Source organism: Winogradskyella sp. R77965, from assembly GCF_044594915.1.
Lineage (GTDB): Bacteria > Bacteroidota > Bacteroidia > Flavobacteriales > Flavobacteriaceae > Winogradskyella.
The window spans coordinates 1,987,388-2,002,698 of the sequence record NZ_CP138990.1 but is presented as its reverse complement, the minus strand read 5'-3'; the positions used below and the strand labels follow the sequence as shown (position 1 = coordinate 2,002,698).

Below are 15,311 nucleotides of genomic sequence, written 5' to 3'. Positions count from 1 at the left end.
ATAAAAAAAAAGCATTAAAATTTAATATTTGACGCTTCAGTTATATGAGAAGTTATTAACGATTTAGATTATTCAATTTTGCTTAAAACGGCTTTACGATAAGATTTACCAATAGGAAGCTTTGCATTATTAAGAAGAATAATTTGATTGCCATCAATAAGTTTTAAATGGTTAAAGTTTACAGCATAAGACTTATGTATCCTCAAAAAATTGTTTGGAAGTTTATCTATAAAATCTGACAACGTTTGTGGTGTTAACACCATGTTTTCAGTAAAGATTTTAATATAGTTACCGTAGGCTTCGATATAATAAATAGTGTCAAAATTTAATTTAATAATTTTTTTATCGCTCTTTACAAAAATTGATGTTTGTTCTGCTTCTATTGGATTTGAAATAGTTTCTTTGTTTGAAGCGTCTAAATTTTGCTGTACTTTCATTACAGCTTGCAAAAAACGTTCAATAGAAAAGGGTTTTAATAAATAATCCGTCACAGAAAGTTCAAAACCCTCAACAGCATATTCAGGATAAGCAGTTGTAATAATCACTTCAGGTTTTTCTCTTAAACTCTTTAATAAACTAATGCCCGATAGTTTGGGCATGTTTATATCCAAAAACAGGATATCAACTGGTTGTTTTTGGAGTACTTCCATAACTTCAAACGCATTTTTGCAAGACGATACCAAGTCTAAATATGGTATATCCTTTATGTAGTTTTCTAATATCTGACGAGCTATTGGTTCGTCATCGGCAATAAGGCATTTAAGTATTTTCATGGTAAGTCTAAAATTAAGTCTACATGGAAATTATCTTTATGATTAGTAATTTTTAGGTCATGCTGTTCAGGATATATCAAAGCTAATCGTTTCTTAGCATTAACTAAGCCAATACCGCTTCTCCCTTTTTCTAAGCTTTCTTCAATTGGATTTTCTAAATCTATTGTGTTTTTGCAGCTAAAATGTAACTTATTTTCCTCTGGAAAAATATTAATATCAACCTTGCCATTCTCAGTGGATAAATGTTTGAAGGCATTCTCTACGAACACTATTAATAACATTGGTGCTATTTGTTTGTTTGTAATATTTCCTTTTATTTTAAAATTAATAGTTGTTTTTTCTAATCTTATCTTTTCTAATGAAATATAGTTCTCTAAATACTTAATCTCTTCTTCTAAAGGCACAAATTTATCTTTAGTATCATATAAACTGTAACGCAATAAATCTGAAAGCTTAAGCATTAAATTTGGTAATTTATCAGATTTCACAACAGACAATCCATAAAGATTATTCAGTGTATTAAACAAAAAATGTGGATTGAGTTGGGCTTTTAATAGTTTTAATTCAGCATCTTTTTCTTGTTGCCTTCGTGTAAAACTATCACCTGCTACTTTTAATGCAGAACCTACGAACAAGACTAATATTAATATACCAACCATGTTGTAAACCATTCGCCATTCAAAATGATTTAAAGCATCGCTTAAAAAATATAAACCGATACATGTAAATAACGCAATGTTAAGCACAAACAAAAACAAAGCAAGCCATTTATGCTTTGAAAAAAACAAAGGCAAGATTTTTAAATTATGTATATATACGGGTACAGCAAGAAAAATTACACCTAAAAAAGCATCCAATAAGACGTTATCTGATTGAATAGAAACCAATCCTATCAAATAAATAAAGATCCAAACACTAATATTTTGTAATACTTTATTATCTATTAAGCGATCTAATTTTGACATATTTTTAGTTTGAATATCTACTCAAAAGTAGTATATCGTCTTCGTTTTTCTGTTTTTTAATGATGAAAGATGGGTTTTCTTATCTGAACGTATTCTTTTTTCTGATTACACGCCTCATCTAGCTACATCACTTTATAGCTATCATTCATCATTCTTTTTTTTAGATTTTGAAAAATTAAAAGAGTTTTGAGGTATAATCTTAAAATATATAATCATGAAAAATTTAATTCAAATTACAACAGTACTTTTTTTATTAGTTCAAACTATTGGTTACAGCCAAGTAAAAAACTCAGAAACTATTTCGAACAAGCAAGACACAAAAATTGAAATCGATAACACAACGCTCAAAAGTTTTGTTGGTAAATATTTATTAGCAGAGGCAGATTTTGAACTAGAAATTGTTAGGGAAGATGGCATGATGTATATCATTAGTCCATTTTCTAAAGATATACTGATTCTAAAAAATGAGACGACGTTACACGAACCTTCAAGAGGCGTTGATTTAGAACTCATAAAAGATAATATAGATGCTTTGAAATTCACTCAAAACGGATATGAAACCATTATTGAAAGAGTGAAATCGAAAACAGAAGAATAAATAACTATGATATTAGAGATTGAAAATGTATCGAAGCGATACAATAGAAATAAATACGGAGTGAAAGATTTTTCACTCCGTATTGAAAAAGGAATTTTAGGATTGCTTGGTCCAAATGGAGCTGGAAAATCTACCTTATTAAAAATGATTGCAACGGTTAATAAACCTACAGATGGTATTATTTCTTTAAATAGAAACAATATTGCAAAAGATGCCAATTATATGCGGAAGCAATTGGGGTTTTTACCACAAGATTTTGGTGTGTATCCAAACTTAAATGCTTATGAGTTTTTAGAATATATGGCTGCAATGAAAGGTGTTGGAGGTGCTAATTTAAAACTGAGAATTACAGAGTTATTAGAAGGCTTAAATTTAATTGAAGCTGCTAAAAAACCAATTGGAAGTTATTCTGGTGGAATGAAACAACGCGTAGGTATTGCACAAGTGTTATTGAACAATCCTAAAGTTGTAATTTTTGATGAACCTACGGTTGGACTAGATCCTGAAGAGCGTGTGCGTTTTAGAAATCTCATTTCAGATTTAGCAAACGATTGTATTGTGATTCTCTCTTCTCATATCGTTTCTGATATTGATACGATTGCCGATAAGGTTGCGATTATGAAAAACGGAACCTTAGTTACTCATGGAAGCCAAGAAAATATAATTGCAACTGTAACGAACAAAGTGTTTGAAATTAGTATTAAAAAAGACGAGTTAACCAATTTTAAAACACAACATAATGTTGTAAGTACGACCAGAAAAGAAGGGGATTTAATGGTTAGATTTATTACAGAAAATTCATTAGAAAATGCAATAAAAAGAGAGGCTAATTTAGAAGATGCTTATTTATACTTGACTAAAACTAATTAATATGTCACCATTTTTTACCATCATAAAATCTGATTATTTACAACGAACAAGAAGCTATGCTTTTTTAATTACGCTTTGTACAAGTTTAGCTATTGCATATACATTTGTACCAGAACCAAATGCGAATTATTCAACGATTAGAATTGCCGATCATGTTGGGTATTACAATTCTGCTTGGTTTGGTTATGTCACTGCAATTATGACAAGTATTTTTTTGTCACTTGTAGGTTTTTATTTAATAAATAGTGGGATTAAAAAAGATATCGAAACAAAAGTTGGACAAATAGTGGCATCCACTTCTATCTCAAATTTCAAATATTTATTGGCTAAAATGTTAAGCAATTTTATACTACTGCTAACCATCGTTTTAGTGGTTTTTGTAATGAGTATTATTCTTTTTGTTTTTTATGATGATGGTTTTCCTTTTGAGCTGCTTCAGTTTGTAAAAGCTTATGTACTTATTACAATTCCTCCTATGTGTTTCATTTCTGCTTTGTCTGTTGTCTTTGAAGTGTTTTTAGCAAGATATTCTATAATACAAAATATAGCTTTCTTTTTTTTATTTTCCGCTCTTCTGATATATACACCAAAAACGGAATCGCAGTTTTCATTAGACGTCTTTGGAAGCAAGATAGTTATGTGTCAATTGGAGGAAACCGTTAGAAGTATTACGAAATCTGATGAAAAAATGGGTTTAACAAACATTGGTTACGTTGTGGGAAATCTAAAACAGACTAAAAAGTTTGAATTCAATGGTATTGATTTCCCTACATCATTTGTAATTAGTCGCTTAATATGGATCTTTTTATCAATAGTCAGTATTGCAATCGTTTCGATTTTCTTTCATCGCTTTAATATAAAAGAGCGTATTTCTATTAAGAAATTTATCACTATAACAGAAAAGCAACATATGACTAAAGAAGTTGTTCTATCTAAACTACCAATAGCTCAAATAAATTATAGAATCCTTCCTTTGGTGAAAACAGAATTTTTACTATTATTTAGAAAAGGGAAAAAATGGCTGTGGATTGTTAATGGTATTGGAATGGTATTATTAGTAATACTTCCTTTTAAAATTTCACATCAAATAGCATTGCCAATTTTATGGTTTTTACAAGTAAGTCGCTTGTCAGATTTAACAACTAAAGAAGCAGCTAACAACGTTAATTATTTTGCTTTTACATCCTATAAGCCATTGAGAAGATTATTGTTTTCACAGTTATTAGCAGGAAGTATTTTAATAGTTGGTTTAAGTCTGCCTTTAATTATTAGATATGCTATTCTTATAGATTTAAATGCGACTTTTTCTATATTATTAGGCGGTTTGTTTATTGTGCTTTTGGCATCAACTATGGGGATTATTTCAAAAGGTAAAAAGTTGTTTGATGTGCTATTTTTTATGATCACTTACGCAAATATTAATGGAATTCCTTTTGTAGATTATTTTGGAGGAATAAGCAGTACTAGCCTATATGCAGTTAAATTATTAATCTGCATTGTTATATTAGGTGTTATCAGTTTTATACTAAGAAAAATAGAATTACAATAGCAGCAACAATTTTACCCAATTATCATACCTGCAATGGTAGCGGAAATCAATGAAGCAATTGTACCTCCAATTAATGCTTTCATGCCAAATTTAGATAATTGTTTACGTTGTCCTGGTGCTAAAGACCCAATACCACCAATTTGTATTCCAATAGAAGCAAAGTTTGCAAAACCACATAGCATGTAAGTTGCCATGATGATAGATTTCTGATATTTTAAATGCGTTACACTTGTAACATCTTTTAAATCTGCTAATTGTATATATCCTACAAATTCACTCGCGGCTAATTTTATACCTAAAAGCTGGCCCATAAGTGCCATATCCTCTTGTGCAATACCTATTAACCACATTAGTGGAGCAAATGTATAACCAAGAATTAATTCTAGAGATAATGCTTGATATGGTGTATTTGCAATAACCCAATCGTTGATTGAGGTGATATCTCCTATTCCTCCTAAGATGCCATTAATCATGGCAATAAAGGCGACAAATACCAGTAGCATGGCACCAACATTAACAGCAAGTTTTAAACCTTCAGTAGTTCCGTTTGCGATAGATTCGAGAATATTAGATCCTATTTTTTCTTTTGATACAGAGACATCTGTATTGATTTCCTCAGTCTGTGGAAATAGAATTTTTGAGATAACGATCGCGCCTGGTGCAGCCATCACTGAAGCGGCTAATAAATGCTTAGCATAGAACAACTGCAATTCTGGATCATCACCACCTAAAAAGCCAATATAAGCAGCTAAAACAGCACCAGCAACTGTCGCCATTCCACCAATCATTACAAGTAGAATTTCGGACTTATTCATTTTCTCTAGATAAGCCTTAATTAATAAAGGTGCTTCGGTTTGTCCTAAAAAGATATTACCAGCAACACTTAGACTTTCAGCTCCAGAAATCCCTAAAACTTTAGTTAATAACCAGCCCATTCCTTTTACTACTTTTTGTATGATACCCAAATAGAAGAGCACTGAAGTCAATGCCGAAAAGAAAATTATAGTTGGTAAAACTTGAAATGCGAAAATATATCCAAAGGAATTTATGTCTAACATTCCACCGAATAAAAATTCGCTACCAGCTTGCGTAAACCCTAAAATTGCTATGAAACCTTGTCCTACATACTCGAAAACTGTTTTTACAGCATCGACTTTTAGAACACCTACTGCAATTATAAGTTGAAAAGCCAATCCAATCCCTACAGTTTTCCATTTAATAGCTTTACGGTTACTGCTAAATAAAAAAGCAATAAATATTAACGTTACCATACCCAAAATACCCCTCCATAAACTATTGAAAGAAAACCCTTGACTAGGAATTATTTCCTCTACGACCGTTTCTGAACTTGCGATTGATTCGCTTTTTTTTGACACTAAATTGAAGTGCATCTCTTTGCCAGTGAAAACCAAAGTAGAATCAGTCAGTTCTGATATTTTATATTTATTAATTGAATTTAGGGAATCGTTATGATAAAGTACCAATAAATTATTTTGATACATATAATCTCCCTGAAGATTATTTTTTGAATTTGAAGAAAAGTCGAATTCTCCTTTTTTAAACTCTAAAATATTATATGCGCTTTCTGGATTTGTTGACTCCCATGTTTTCTCAAGCTCTTGTGCTGTAATTGTTGAAAGTCCAATAAATATAGCAAAAAGGGCTTTGAAAAAATTCGTCATGAAAGTTTATGTTAGTTAACGCTTAGAAATTTCGTCTCTTATTTTAGCAGCTTTTTCATAATCCTCATTATTTACAGCTTCATCTAAAAGGGTATTGAGTTCTTCAAGAGATTTATCTTTGTACCCTTCTTGTTCAACTGTAGCAGCTTCAATTTCTTCTGCAATAAGATCATCAACAAGGATACTATCTTGTTCTTCGTCTTCCTTTTTAGGATTCACTTTAAGATAGATTCCGGCTTTATCTAAAATGTTTTTATAGGTAAAAATTGGTGCTTGAAAACGCAAAGCCAAGGCAATAGCATCGCTAGTTCTTGCATCAATAATTTCTTCAATTTTATCGCGTTCACAAATTAAACTTGAGTAGAATACACCATCTACCAATTTATGAATAATCACTTGCTTGACCACAATATCAAAGCGATCTGCAAAGTTTTTGAATAAATCATGTGTTAATGGACGTGGTGGACGAATTTCTTTCTCTAATGCAATGGCAATAGACTGCGCTTCAAAAGCGCCAATGACGATTGGTAATTTCCTATCACCATCAACTTCATTTAAAATAAGAGCATAAGCTCCATTCTGAGTTTGACTGTAAGAAATTCCTTTGATATTTAAACGAACTAAGCTCATAAATTATAAAACACAAAGAACTGTTTAAATTAGGACTTTACCAAACTGCATCCTATGATTTCGATTTGGTGCTAATTTAAACAGCCCTTTTGTAAATTACAAGGTAATAAAATTATGCGTTTTGAGCTTTAAAAGCTTTTAATTTTTCGATTAATTGTGGTACGACTTCAAAAGCATCACCAACTACTCCGTAGTCTGCAGCCTTAAAGAAAGGTGCTTCTGGATCTGTATTGATAACGACTTTTACTTTAGATGAATTAATACCAGCTAAATGCTGAATTGCTCCAGAAATACCAATGGCAATATACAAGTTAGAAGCTACAGGTTTTCCTGTTTGCCCAACGTGTTCGCTATGTGGTCTCCAACCTAAATCAGATACTGGTTTAGAACATGCTGTTGCAGCTCCTAAAACGTCGGCTAGTTCTTCTATCATTCCCCAGTTTTCAGGACCTTTAAGACCTCTTCCACCAGAAACTACCGTTTCTGCATCTGCAATGCTGACCTTGTCTGTGGCTCTATCCACTGACTCAACATTAACGCCAGAACCTGGTAATGATGGTGAAAAATCTTCAACAGAAGCACTTCCACCAGATTCAACTAAACCAAAAGAATTATTAGATAAACCAACAACTTTAACATCTGTAGTAATTTCTGTATTGGCAAATGCTTTATTTGTAAATGCTGTACGTTTTACTGTAAATGGAGATACACTAGATGGTGCTTCTACAACATTAGAAACATAACCTGCATCTAAACCTACCGCTAACAATGGCGCTAAATACTTACTGTCTGCACTAGAACTTACAACAACAACTTTAGCATCTTCGCTTTTAGCTGCACTTTCAATTGCTACTGCATATTTTTTAGCGCTAAATGTACTTAAAGTATCATCTTTAATAGAAAGTACTTTTGAAGCACCATAGTTTCCTAAGCTTTCAGTATTATCTGCATTAATAGCAACAGCTGTAACAGTTGTTCCCATTTGGTCTGCAATTGCTTTCGCATAAGACACAACTTCTAGAGCTGCTTTTTTAAATTTTCCGTTTTCTGATTCTGTATATACTATAACTGACATAAAATTTTTATAAAATTTTTCCTGAACTCGATTCAGGAACTTATTAATAATTCCTTTAATTTCATAAGATTCCGAAATAAGTTCGGAATGATTTAGTCTAACTAAATCACCTTAGCTTCGTTATGAAGTAAGTTTACTAATTCATCAATATTATCTGCATCAACTAATTTTACAGCACCTTTTGGAGCTGGCTTTTCAAAACTTACAGCTTTGGTTTCAGTATTAGCATCAGTTGGCTCAACAACTGTTAAGGGTTTTTTACGTGCCATCATAATACCTCTCATATTTGGGATACGAAGGTCGCTTTCTTCAACCAAGCCTTTTTGCCCACCAATAACTAAAGGTAAAGAGGTGTTCACGGTTTCTTTTCCACCATCAATTTCTCTAACCGCTTTTGCATTTGTACCATCCACTTCTAAACCAATACAATTAGCAACAAAGTTAGCATCAATCATAGCGGCTAACATACCTGGTACCATACCACCATTATAATCAATAGATTCTCTACCAGCAATTACCAAGTCATAACCACCATCGTTAACTACTTTTGCTAATTGTTTAGCAACGGCATAACCATCAGTGGCTTCAGTATTTACTCTAATAGCAGCATCTGCACCAATAGCTAAGGCTTTTCTTAACGTAGGCTCAGTTTCTGCTCCACCAACATTAACCACATCTACACTTGCACCTTGTTTTTCCTTAAACCACATGGCTCTTGTTAGGCCAAATTCATCGTTAGGATTAATTACAAACTGAACACCATTTGTGTCAAATTTAGTGTCACCATCAGTGAAATTAATCTTTGAGGTTGTATCTGGCACATGGCTAATACATACTAATATTTTCATAAAAAATGATTTATTTTAAACGTCTTTTTCTTCAGAGCACGAAGATAAATATAATAATTTGAATTTTACTATGCATGCATAGTAAAATTTTCATAAAATTTAGATTTGACGATTTAAATTATCAATTTTTCAAAAATTTGAAGATTTTTTGCTGATTGTTTAGGTTGGAGAGTTTAATGAAGTAAAATACTCTTGTTGAATATAAAAATAAACAAGACAAAAACAAATACAAAAAAAGTAATTCTGATAACTCAAAGAATCCTAATTATGGATTTAATAAACAAGTTACAATTTTTTTCTTTTTTTCGCATTAGATTTAATGGCATTATATAACCAATAATTATTATTTTTGCTATTCGATTAAAAACAAGGTAATGAAGACAATTCAATTTAGAGAAGCTATTTGCGAAGCCATGAGCGAAGAAATGCGCAGAGATGAAAGTGTTTATCTTATGGGAGAGGAAGTAGCTGAGTACAATGGGGCTTATAAAGCATCAAAAGGAATGCTCGATGAGTTTGGTGCTAAGCGTGTTATTGATACACCTATTGCAGAACTTGGTTTTGCAGGTATTGCCATTGGTTCTACAATGACAGGTAATCGCCCAATTGTAGAGTACATGACATTTAATTTCTCTTTAGTCGGAATTGATCAGATTATAAATAATGCAGCCAAAATAAGACAGATGTCTGGAGGACAATTTAAATGTCCAATAGTATTTAGAGGCCCAACAGCTTCTGCTGGTCAATTAGGCGCAACACACTCACAAGCTTTTGAGAATTGGTTTGCAAATACACCAGGTTTAAAAGTAGTGGTACCATCTAATCCTTATGATGCTAAAGGCTTGTTGAAATCTGCAATTAGAGACGACGATCCAGTCATCTTTATGGAAAGTGAGCAGATGTATGGTGATAAAGGTGAAGTACCAGAAGGAGAATATACCATTCCTATTGGAGTTGCAGAGATTAAGCGTACAGGAACAGATGTAACGATTGTATCTTTCGGAAAGATTATAAAAGAAGCTTACAAAGCTGCTGATGAATTAGAAAAAGAAGGTATTTCTTGTGAGATCATAGATTTACGTACGGTTCGTCCTATGGATAGAAAAGCTATTCTAGAATCGGTTAAGAAAACCAACAGATTAGTGGTTTTAGAAGAAGCATGGCCTTTTGGAAATGTAGCGACCGAAATCACCTATTTAGTGCAATCAGAAGCATTTGATTATTTAGATGCTCCTGTAGTAAAAATAAACACAGCAGATACTCCTGCTCCATATTCACCTGTTTTATTAGCAGAATGGTTGCCTAATAGCGACGATGTTGTTAAAGCAGTCAAAAAAGTGATGTACAAATAAATAAATAGCAGTTTTCTGCGTTTAATAAACTTCATTTGTAACCTTATAGCTATTGTAGCATGGTTATTGATGAAGTTTGTTTTTATATATGAAGATAAAACTACTTATAGCTTTTATATGCCTCAATGTTTTTTCTGCAATAGCGCAGACAAAAGTCAGTGGCTATGTTTTCGATGAGAGCAATCAGCCTATTGCTTTTGCCAATGTCTTATTCAAAGGTTCTACAGAAGGGACTATAACCAATGAAGACGGAAAATTCTATTTAGAATCTGACGAAAAATGGGAAACACTAATTGTTTCTTTTTTAGGTTACGAAATTTTAGAAGTAGAGCTTCCGAAATCTGTTAATTATGATTTAAAATTTGTACTAAAAGAAGAAGCCTCTTCGCTTAGCGAAGTTGTTATTGTAACCGGAAAACAATCCAAGAAAGCCTCTGAAAACCCAGCAATAAGAATTCTAAAAAAAATATGGGAGCGAAAACGTAAAAATGGTGTAAAACAATTTAATCAATACGAATACGACCAATACGAAAAAGTTGAGTTTGATCTCAACACCATTGATAGTGCACTCATAAAAAGTAAACTCTTTAAAGGTATGGAGTTTGTTTTTGAAGAAGTCGATACCTCTAGCGTTACAGGAAAAACGTATTTACCCATTTTCTTAAACGAATCTGTAAAAAAGGTTTCTGGTGATAACATCATCAATAAAGAACGCGAGGATCTATTAGGAAACAAAAATTCTGGTTTCAGCAACAACCAGGTGATTATAGATTTTATTGATGATTTATATTCGGAATATAATATCTATGACAATTACCTTAAGTTTTTCGATAAAAGCTTTGTAAGTCCATTAAGCAGAACAGGAGTGCAGACCTATAATTATGTATTGTCAGATAGTGCATTTATTGATAATAAGTGGTGTTACAATATTGTGTATTATCCAAGGCGAAAAAATGAATTGACGTTTAAAGGTGATTTTTGGGTGAATGATTCTACATATGCCATTAAAGACATTAATCTTCAAGCGTCTAAAAGTGCCAATATTAATTGGGTAAAGGAAATATATATAGAGCAAGAGTTTGAAGTATTGAACGACTCTGTATTTCTTATTAAGCGCGATTATTTTCTGTCAGATTTTGCGATTAATAAAAAAGAAAAGTCGAGAGGAGTGTACGGTAAACGAACCACACTATACGACAATTATAAATTCGATCAGCCAAAGGATAAAGAATACTATGACAAGGTCGTTTATAACTATGATGAAGATGTTTATAATAGAGAAGACGACTTTTGGCAAAACAATAGACTCGAAGCTCTAAATAAAGACGAAAAAGGGGTTTATAAAATGTTAGATACCCTAAAAACCGTTAAGAAATTCAAACGCCTTTATAACCTGGGAAGTATTTTAGCATCAGGCTATATAGAGTTTCCAAGTATTAATTTTGATTATGGTCCTATCTTTTCGACCTTTGGATTTAATGAAGTTGAAGGTTTAAGACTCAGAACAGGTGGACGAACTTATTTTGGGCCAAATGATTTATGGAGACTCGAAGGGTTTTTAGCTTACGGATTCCGAGACGATAAGTTTAAATATGGTATTTCAGGAAAATGGTTGCTAGATAAAAAGAGTCGATTAACCATTTTTGGAGGAAACCGACGCGATGTAGAACAAATAGGGGCGAGTTTAACGAGTTCCACAGACGTATTAGGTAGAAGTTTGGCTTCTTCTGCTGTTATTGGAACGGGAGCAAATGATAAGCTTACCAATATCAATTTAACAAATTTAGGATTGGCGATTGAGCCTGTAAGGAATTTTGAAGTTCGCATAGATGGAAGCTTCCGTGCATTGAGATCAGCATCACCAACATTCAGTTTAGATTATAATGACTCAGCGTCACCAACAGGAATTTCTTCTGAAGTTAAACAATTTGAAAGCCGATTATCTTTAGGCTATTACCCAAAACGGCAAATGACTGGTTTTGGAGTAGAACGTAAATTTAAAAACGACAATTTTGCACGTTTGTTTGCACAAATAAGTCGTGGTGATCGCAATTGGTTTGATAGTGATTTTGATTATACAAAGGTTCAGTTTTCCTACATACAACCATGGCAGGTTGGTGGTTTTGGTAGATTAACCACGTCGATAGAAGCGGGTAAAACATTTGGTGAAGTGCCTTTAGCCTTATTGAGTGTTGTACCAGGAAATCAGACGTATTTTTCAATATACAACACTTTTTCTCAGCTCGACTTTTATGAATTTGTTACAGATACCTATACGTCCATGCACATAGAGCATAATTTTAATGGACGTTTGTTTTCTCGCATTCCGTTTTTAAAGAAATATAATCTTAGAGCTATTGCCAGTATAAGAGGTGTTTGGGGAGAATTATCTGATGAAAATATAGCGCTGAGTACTACTGGTAATATGAATGAGTTTCCATTAGTTGCACCAGATTCTCGTGTCTATTATGAATATAGTGTTGGAGTAGCTAATATTTTTAAAATACTACGTATAGATTTTAATTTTAGAGGAAATTATTTAGACAATCCTGATGCTAGAAAGTTTGGAATCACAGGTAGTTTTGGGTTTTACTTCTAATTTTCCTGAAAATACTAATCTTACTAATTCTTTCTGTTCTTTAATTCAGACTTACGCATTGGCATACCATCTATGATAGTAAAAAGTTTGGTGGTGGTTAGTGCGTTATTTTGTTGAAGTTTTACAGAACCATCCAAGCCAATTAAAACCACGTTGAAATCCGATTTTTTGTCTCCATATTTTTGAAATAACAGAGAAGACCCTATCCATTCATTTGTTGTATTATCTTTTTGATAATCGACAAATCTATATTGATTTGGTACAACATGATAGACTACTATTTTTCGTTCCGCAATGCCTTTGGTAGCTGTTTTAAATTCTAAAACCTGATCTTGAAACACTTTAGATTCTTGTGAGTTAGATATGATGAGAACAATTCTGTTTTCCCATCTATGAGTGCTGAGGTCTTGCCCAAATAAGTTAGTAGTTAGCATCAATGGTATTAAAAATAGAATAGGTCGCATTTAATTAATCTGTTTGTGTTATAGGATTTTAGTACCAGTTTTATTTCTTTTCTTCCCGTAAAATTTTCTCCATTTTACGACCTTTTGCCAATTCGTCAATCAGCTTTTCCATTTGTCTACATTGTTTATATAATTCAAATTCATCTTCGATTTCTTCAATTCGATATCCACAAACGACGCCTTTAATCAAGTGAGAGTTAGGATGTATTTTAGCTTTTTGAAAAAATGTTCTAAAGGTTGCTTTTTCATCGATTAGTGCTTTTAAAGCATCTTGATCAAAACCTGTAAACCATTTAATAACTTGGTCAAGTTCTTCTTTTGTTTTACCATTTTTCTTCAATCTATTCAGGTAAAGCGGATAAATGGATGCAAATATCATATTGGCAACCTTTTCGTTTTTTTCAGCTGTAACTTTCATTTTTATTTGATTTTGAATTGATTAGTGCTAACAGTCTTGTCTATGATTTGGTCGCGTTTTTAAGCATTAAAGTTAGCAAATAACTACAGATAGAAAATCCGCGCGGATTTTCGTAAGTAAGCTTGCACTAGCAATGAATTATACACGGTGTTGTGCAACGTTATTTTTTACAATTTCGAATTCCTCTAATACATTCCATTTTCCGCCATTTTTTTGCTCGATTAGACTAATTTTTCCAAAATTCAATTCAGTTGGCAAATCATAATTTTCAATTTTTTCGAAGATTTGATTAGTACAAGTCGAATTTCTCGGATGCATTAGTGTTATATGAGGAATTTGTTCTTTTTCCAATTCAGATTGTCCCAGAACTGATTTTCTTAATTCTTTAAATTCATTGTTGTTTCCAAATGATGAAATGTAAACACCTTTTCCGTCCGAAAAGCGTTCAGCTTTTCCAAATTCAATTTGCATTGTTTTTTTTAATGAAATAGACTTTATTCTTGAAATAGTATTTTCAATCGGTTCAATTTCGTCTTCACGACAAAGTGTTACGTGTGCAGGTATCAGATAATATTGTTTAGGATTAAATTCGGCTCGAATTTTCTCGATAATTCCTTTTGGTTCATTAATGAACAAAGTCAATTGTCTTCTAAATTTTTCCATTTTTCACTAATGTTGCACAACATGTTTGTGTATGATTTCGTTGCGTGTTTCAGCAACTAATTTAGCAAATACAAACCGAATAGAAAATCCGCGAGGATTTTCGTAAGTAGGCGAGTACTAGCAATGAATTATACACGTTGTTGTAACACGTTATTTATTCCGTTTTAATTTCAATGTTATTTATCTTTTTTTCTAACTCTAAAAGTGGTCGACCATCTAAATGATTTTCTATAAATCCAAAGGTTGCGCTATTCATTTTTCCTTCTTCATATTCTTTTTTAATCAGAGGTCTTATTTCTTCCCAAAATTCCTCTGGTGCGTGTCTAAAAATTATCATTGGTGATATGTATTCAGTACATCCAAGACCATCTTTACTAACCCAACCTCTTTTCTTAGTAATTTCAATTAATAATTTAGTGTTTTTTATATCAATTTCTTCTTGAATATCCCAAAGAGAATCCCTTACATTTTTTGAACCTTTTGGTCGCTTTTCGGCTATTTCTCTTGCTATTTTTCCCCAATTTAATTGTTCTTCTGTACTTAAATTCGAGTAAACTTCTCGAGTCAAATTATTCGTTGTCCTGATAGAATCTAAAATTTCAAAAAATGGGTCAGTCAGTTCAGGTAAATTTCTAATGCTTTGGTCACTTTCAATCATTTTAGCCAAAATTGAGCACAATTCAGCATCATTCTCATAGTTGTTTTCTTTCTTACAACTTAAGATAGTAATCGAAATAGTTAATGTTAGTAGAATGTTTTTCATAATGTGTTACAACGTGTTATATAAGTATAAATATATTCTTTATCCCGGTTTATTTCTGGGAT

Annotated in this window: 15 protein-coding genes; 5 read left to right on the top strand and 10 right to left on the bottom strand. The window is 32.2% G+C overall.

Annotation, left to right across the window (positions count from 1 at the left end):
* Window positions 1-68 precede the first annotated feature (68 nt).
* Both SJY34_RS08950 and SJY34_RS08945 read right to left on the bottom strand, forming a co-directional pair.
* Window positions 69-773: a LytR/AlgR family response regulator transcription factor gene (locus SJY34_RS08950; RefSeq protein ID WP_400074875.1), complete on the bottom strand. Its 705-nt coding sequence runs from the start codon at window positions 771-773 to the stop codon at window positions 69-71.
* Entirely contained in the window at window positions 770-1,738 is a 969-nt protein-coding gene (locus SJY34_RS08945; RefSeq protein ID WP_400074873.1) for a sensor histidine kinase, read from the bottom strand. The genes SJY34_RS08950 and SJY34_RS08945 overlap by 4 nt, the downstream gene beginning before the upstream one ends.
* Window positions 1,739-1,952: 214 nt before the next feature.
* Between SJY34_RS08945 and SJY34_RS08940 the strand changes: the two genes are divergently transcribed.
* From SJY34_RS08940 to SJY34_RS08930, 3 genes are read left to right on the top strand one after another with little or no spacing between them, the layout of a single operon-like run.
* Window positions 1,953-2,336 carry a hypothetical protein gene (locus SJY34_RS08940; RefSeq protein ID WP_400074871.1) on the top strand — a complete coding sequence of 128 codons (384 nt, stop codon included), beginning with the start codon at window positions 1,953-1,955 and terminating at the stop codon, window positions 2,334-2,336.
* Window positions 2,337-2,342: 6 nt separating this feature from the next.
* The gene (locus SJY34_RS08935; RefSeq protein WP_400074869.1) at window positions 2,343-3,206 is read left to right on the top strand and encodes an ABC transporter ATP-binding protein; all 864 of its coding nucleotides are present in this window, start codon (window positions 2,343-2,345) and stop codon (window positions 3,204-3,206) included.
* Window position 3,207: 1 nt separating this feature from the next.
* Window positions 3,208-4,755, top strand: coding sequence for an ABC transporter permease (locus SJY34_RS08930; RefSeq protein ID WP_400074867.1), 1,548 nt, complete (start codon window positions 3,208-3,210; stop codon window positions 4,753-4,755).
* Between the two features lie 11 nt (window positions 4,756-4,766).
* Here SJY34_RS08930 and SJY34_RS08925 read toward each other — a convergent pair whose 3' ends face one another.
* The 4 genes from SJY34_RS08925 to SJY34_RS08910 all read right to left on the bottom strand — a co-directional run bounded on the left by SJY34_RS08925 (window position 4,767) and on the right by SJY34_RS08910 (window position 8,990).
* On the bottom strand, window positions 4,767-6,437 hold the full coding sequence (locus SJY34_RS08925) for a NupC/NupG family nucleoside CNT transporter (RefSeq protein WP_400074865.1): 1,671 nt from the start codon (window positions 6,435-6,437) through the stop codon (window positions 4,767-4,769).
* A 15-nt stretch (window positions 6,438-6,452) separates the two neighbouring features.
* Window positions 6,453-7,067: a bifunctional nuclease family protein gene (locus SJY34_RS08920; RefSeq protein ID WP_299124963.1), complete on the bottom strand. Its 615-nt coding sequence runs from the start codon at window positions 7,065-7,067 to the stop codon at window positions 6,453-6,455.
* A 112-nt stretch (window positions 7,068-7,179) separates the two neighbouring features.
* A complete protein-coding gene (locus tag SJY34_RS08915) occupies window positions 7,180-8,142 on the bottom strand; it encodes an electron transfer flavoprotein subunit alpha/FixB family protein (protein ID WP_400074863.1) in 963 nt (320 codons plus the stop codon).
* A gap of 101 nt (window positions 8,143-8,243) precedes the next feature.
* Window positions 8,244-8,990: an electron transfer flavoprotein subunit beta/FixA family protein gene (locus tag SJY34_RS08910; RefSeq protein ID WP_400074861.1), complete on the bottom strand. Its 747-nt coding sequence runs from the start codon at window positions 8,988-8,990 to the stop codon at window positions 8,244-8,246.
* A 374-nt stretch (window positions 8,991-9,364) separates the two neighbouring features.
* Here SJY34_RS08910 and SJY34_RS08905 point away from each other — a divergent pair, with 374 nt between their 5' ends.
* Window positions 9,365-10,342, top strand: a complete 978-nt coding sequence (locus SJY34_RS08905) for a pyruvate dehydrogenase complex E1 component subunit beta (RefSeq protein ID WP_400074859.1) — start codon at window positions 9,365-9,367, stop codon at window positions 10,340-10,342.
* A gap of 88 nt (window positions 10,343-10,430) precedes the next feature.
* A complete protein-coding gene (locus SJY34_RS08900) occupies window positions 10,431-12,941 on the top strand; it encodes a DUF5686 family protein (protein WP_400074857.1) in 2,511 nt (836 codons plus the stop codon).
* 23 nt (window positions 12,942-12,964) lie between these two features.
* Here the strand turns inward: SJY34_RS08900 and SJY34_RS08895 are convergent, their stop codons facing one another.
* The 4 genes from SJY34_RS08895 to SJY34_RS08880 all read right to left on the bottom strand — a co-directional run bounded on the left by SJY34_RS08895 (window position 12,965) and on the right by SJY34_RS08880 (window position 15,249).
* On the bottom strand, window positions 12,965-13,405 hold the full coding sequence (locus SJY34_RS08895; protein ID WP_400074856.1) for a DUF4174 domain-containing protein: 441 nt from the start codon (window positions 13,403-13,405) through the stop codon (window positions 12,965-12,967).
* A 40-nt stretch (window positions 13,406-13,445) separates the two neighbouring features.
* On the bottom strand, window positions 13,446-13,823 hold the full coding sequence (locus SJY34_RS08890) for a DUF2200 domain-containing protein (RefSeq protein ID WP_400074854.1): 378 nt from the start codon (window positions 13,821-13,823) through the stop codon (window positions 13,446-13,448).
* 138 nt (window positions 13,824-13,961) lie between these two features.
* The gene (locus SJY34_RS08885) at window positions 13,962-14,486 is read right to left on the bottom strand and encodes a 2'-5' RNA ligase family protein (RefSeq protein ID WP_400074852.1); all 525 of its coding nucleotides are present in this window, start codon (window positions 14,484-14,486) and stop codon (window positions 13,962-13,964) included.
* A 154-nt stretch (window positions 14,487-14,640) separates the two neighbouring features.
* Window positions 14,641-15,249 carry a hypothetical protein gene (locus SJY34_RS08880; RefSeq protein WP_400074850.1) on the bottom strand — a complete coding sequence of 203 codons (609 nt, stop codon included), beginning with the start codon at window positions 15,247-15,249 and terminating at the stop codon, window positions 14,641-14,643.
* Between the last annotated feature and the right edge of the window lie 62 nt (window positions 15,250-15,311).

Excerpts from the sequence above, each read along its gene's own strand:
- SJY34_RS08935 (WP_400074869.1), top strand. The coding sequence starts at position 2,343 with ATGATATTAGAGATTGAAAATGTATCGAAGCGATACAATAGAAATAAA.
- SJY34_RS08905 (WP_400074859.1), top strand. The coding sequence starts at position 9,365 with ATGAAGACAATTCAATTTAGAGAAGCTATTTGCGAAGCCATGAGCGAA.
- SJY34_RS08885 (WP_400074852.1), bottom strand. The coding sequence starts at position 14,486 with ATGGAAAAATTTAGAAGACAATTGACTTTGTTCATTAATGAACCAAAA.
- SJY34_RS08925 (WP_400074865.1), bottom strand. The coding sequence starts at position 6,437 with ATGACGAATTTTTTCAAAGCCCTTTTTGCTATATTTATTGGACTTTCA.
- SJY34_RS08950 (WP_400074875.1), bottom strand. The coding sequence starts at position 773 with ATGAAAATACTTAAATGCCTTATTGCCGATGACGAACCAATAGCTCGT.
- SJY34_RS08880 (WP_400074850.1), bottom strand. The coding sequence starts at position 15,249 with ATGAAAAACATTCTACTAACATTAACTATTTCGATTACTATCTTAAGT.
- SJY34_RS08945 (WP_400074873.1), bottom strand. The coding sequence starts at position 1,738 with ATGTCAAAATTAGATCGCTTAATAGATAATAAAGTATTACAAAATATT.
- SJY34_RS08940 (WP_400074871.1), top strand. The coding sequence starts at position 1,953 with ATGAAAAATTTAATTCAAATTACAACAGTACTTTTTTTATTAGTTCAA.
- SJY34_RS08920 (WP_299124963.1), bottom strand. The coding sequence starts at position 7,067 with ATGAGCTTAGTTCGTTTAAATATCAAAGGAATTTCTTACAGTCAAACT.
- SJY34_RS08930 (WP_400074867.1), top strand. The coding sequence starts at position 3,208 with ATGTCACCATTTTTTACCATCATAAAATCTGATTATTTACAACGAACA.
- SJY34_RS08915 (WP_400074863.1), bottom strand. The coding sequence starts at position 8,142 with ATGTCAGTTATAGTATATACAGAATCAGAAAACGGAAAATTTAAAAAA.
- SJY34_RS08895 (WP_400074856.1), bottom strand. The coding sequence starts at position 13,405 with ATGCGACCTATTCTATTTTTAATACCATTGATGCTAACTACTAACTTA.
- SJY34_RS08910 (WP_400074861.1), bottom strand. The coding sequence starts at position 8,990 with ATGAAAATATTAGTATGTATTAGCCATGTGCCAGATACAACCTCAAAG.
- SJY34_RS08900 (WP_400074857.1), top strand. The coding sequence starts at position 10,431 with ATGAAGATAAAACTACTTATAGCTTTTATATGCCTCAATGTTTTTTCT.
- SJY34_RS08890 (WP_400074854.1), bottom strand. The coding sequence starts at position 13,823 with ATGAAAGTTACAGCTGAAAAAAACGAAAAGGTTGCCAATATGATATTT.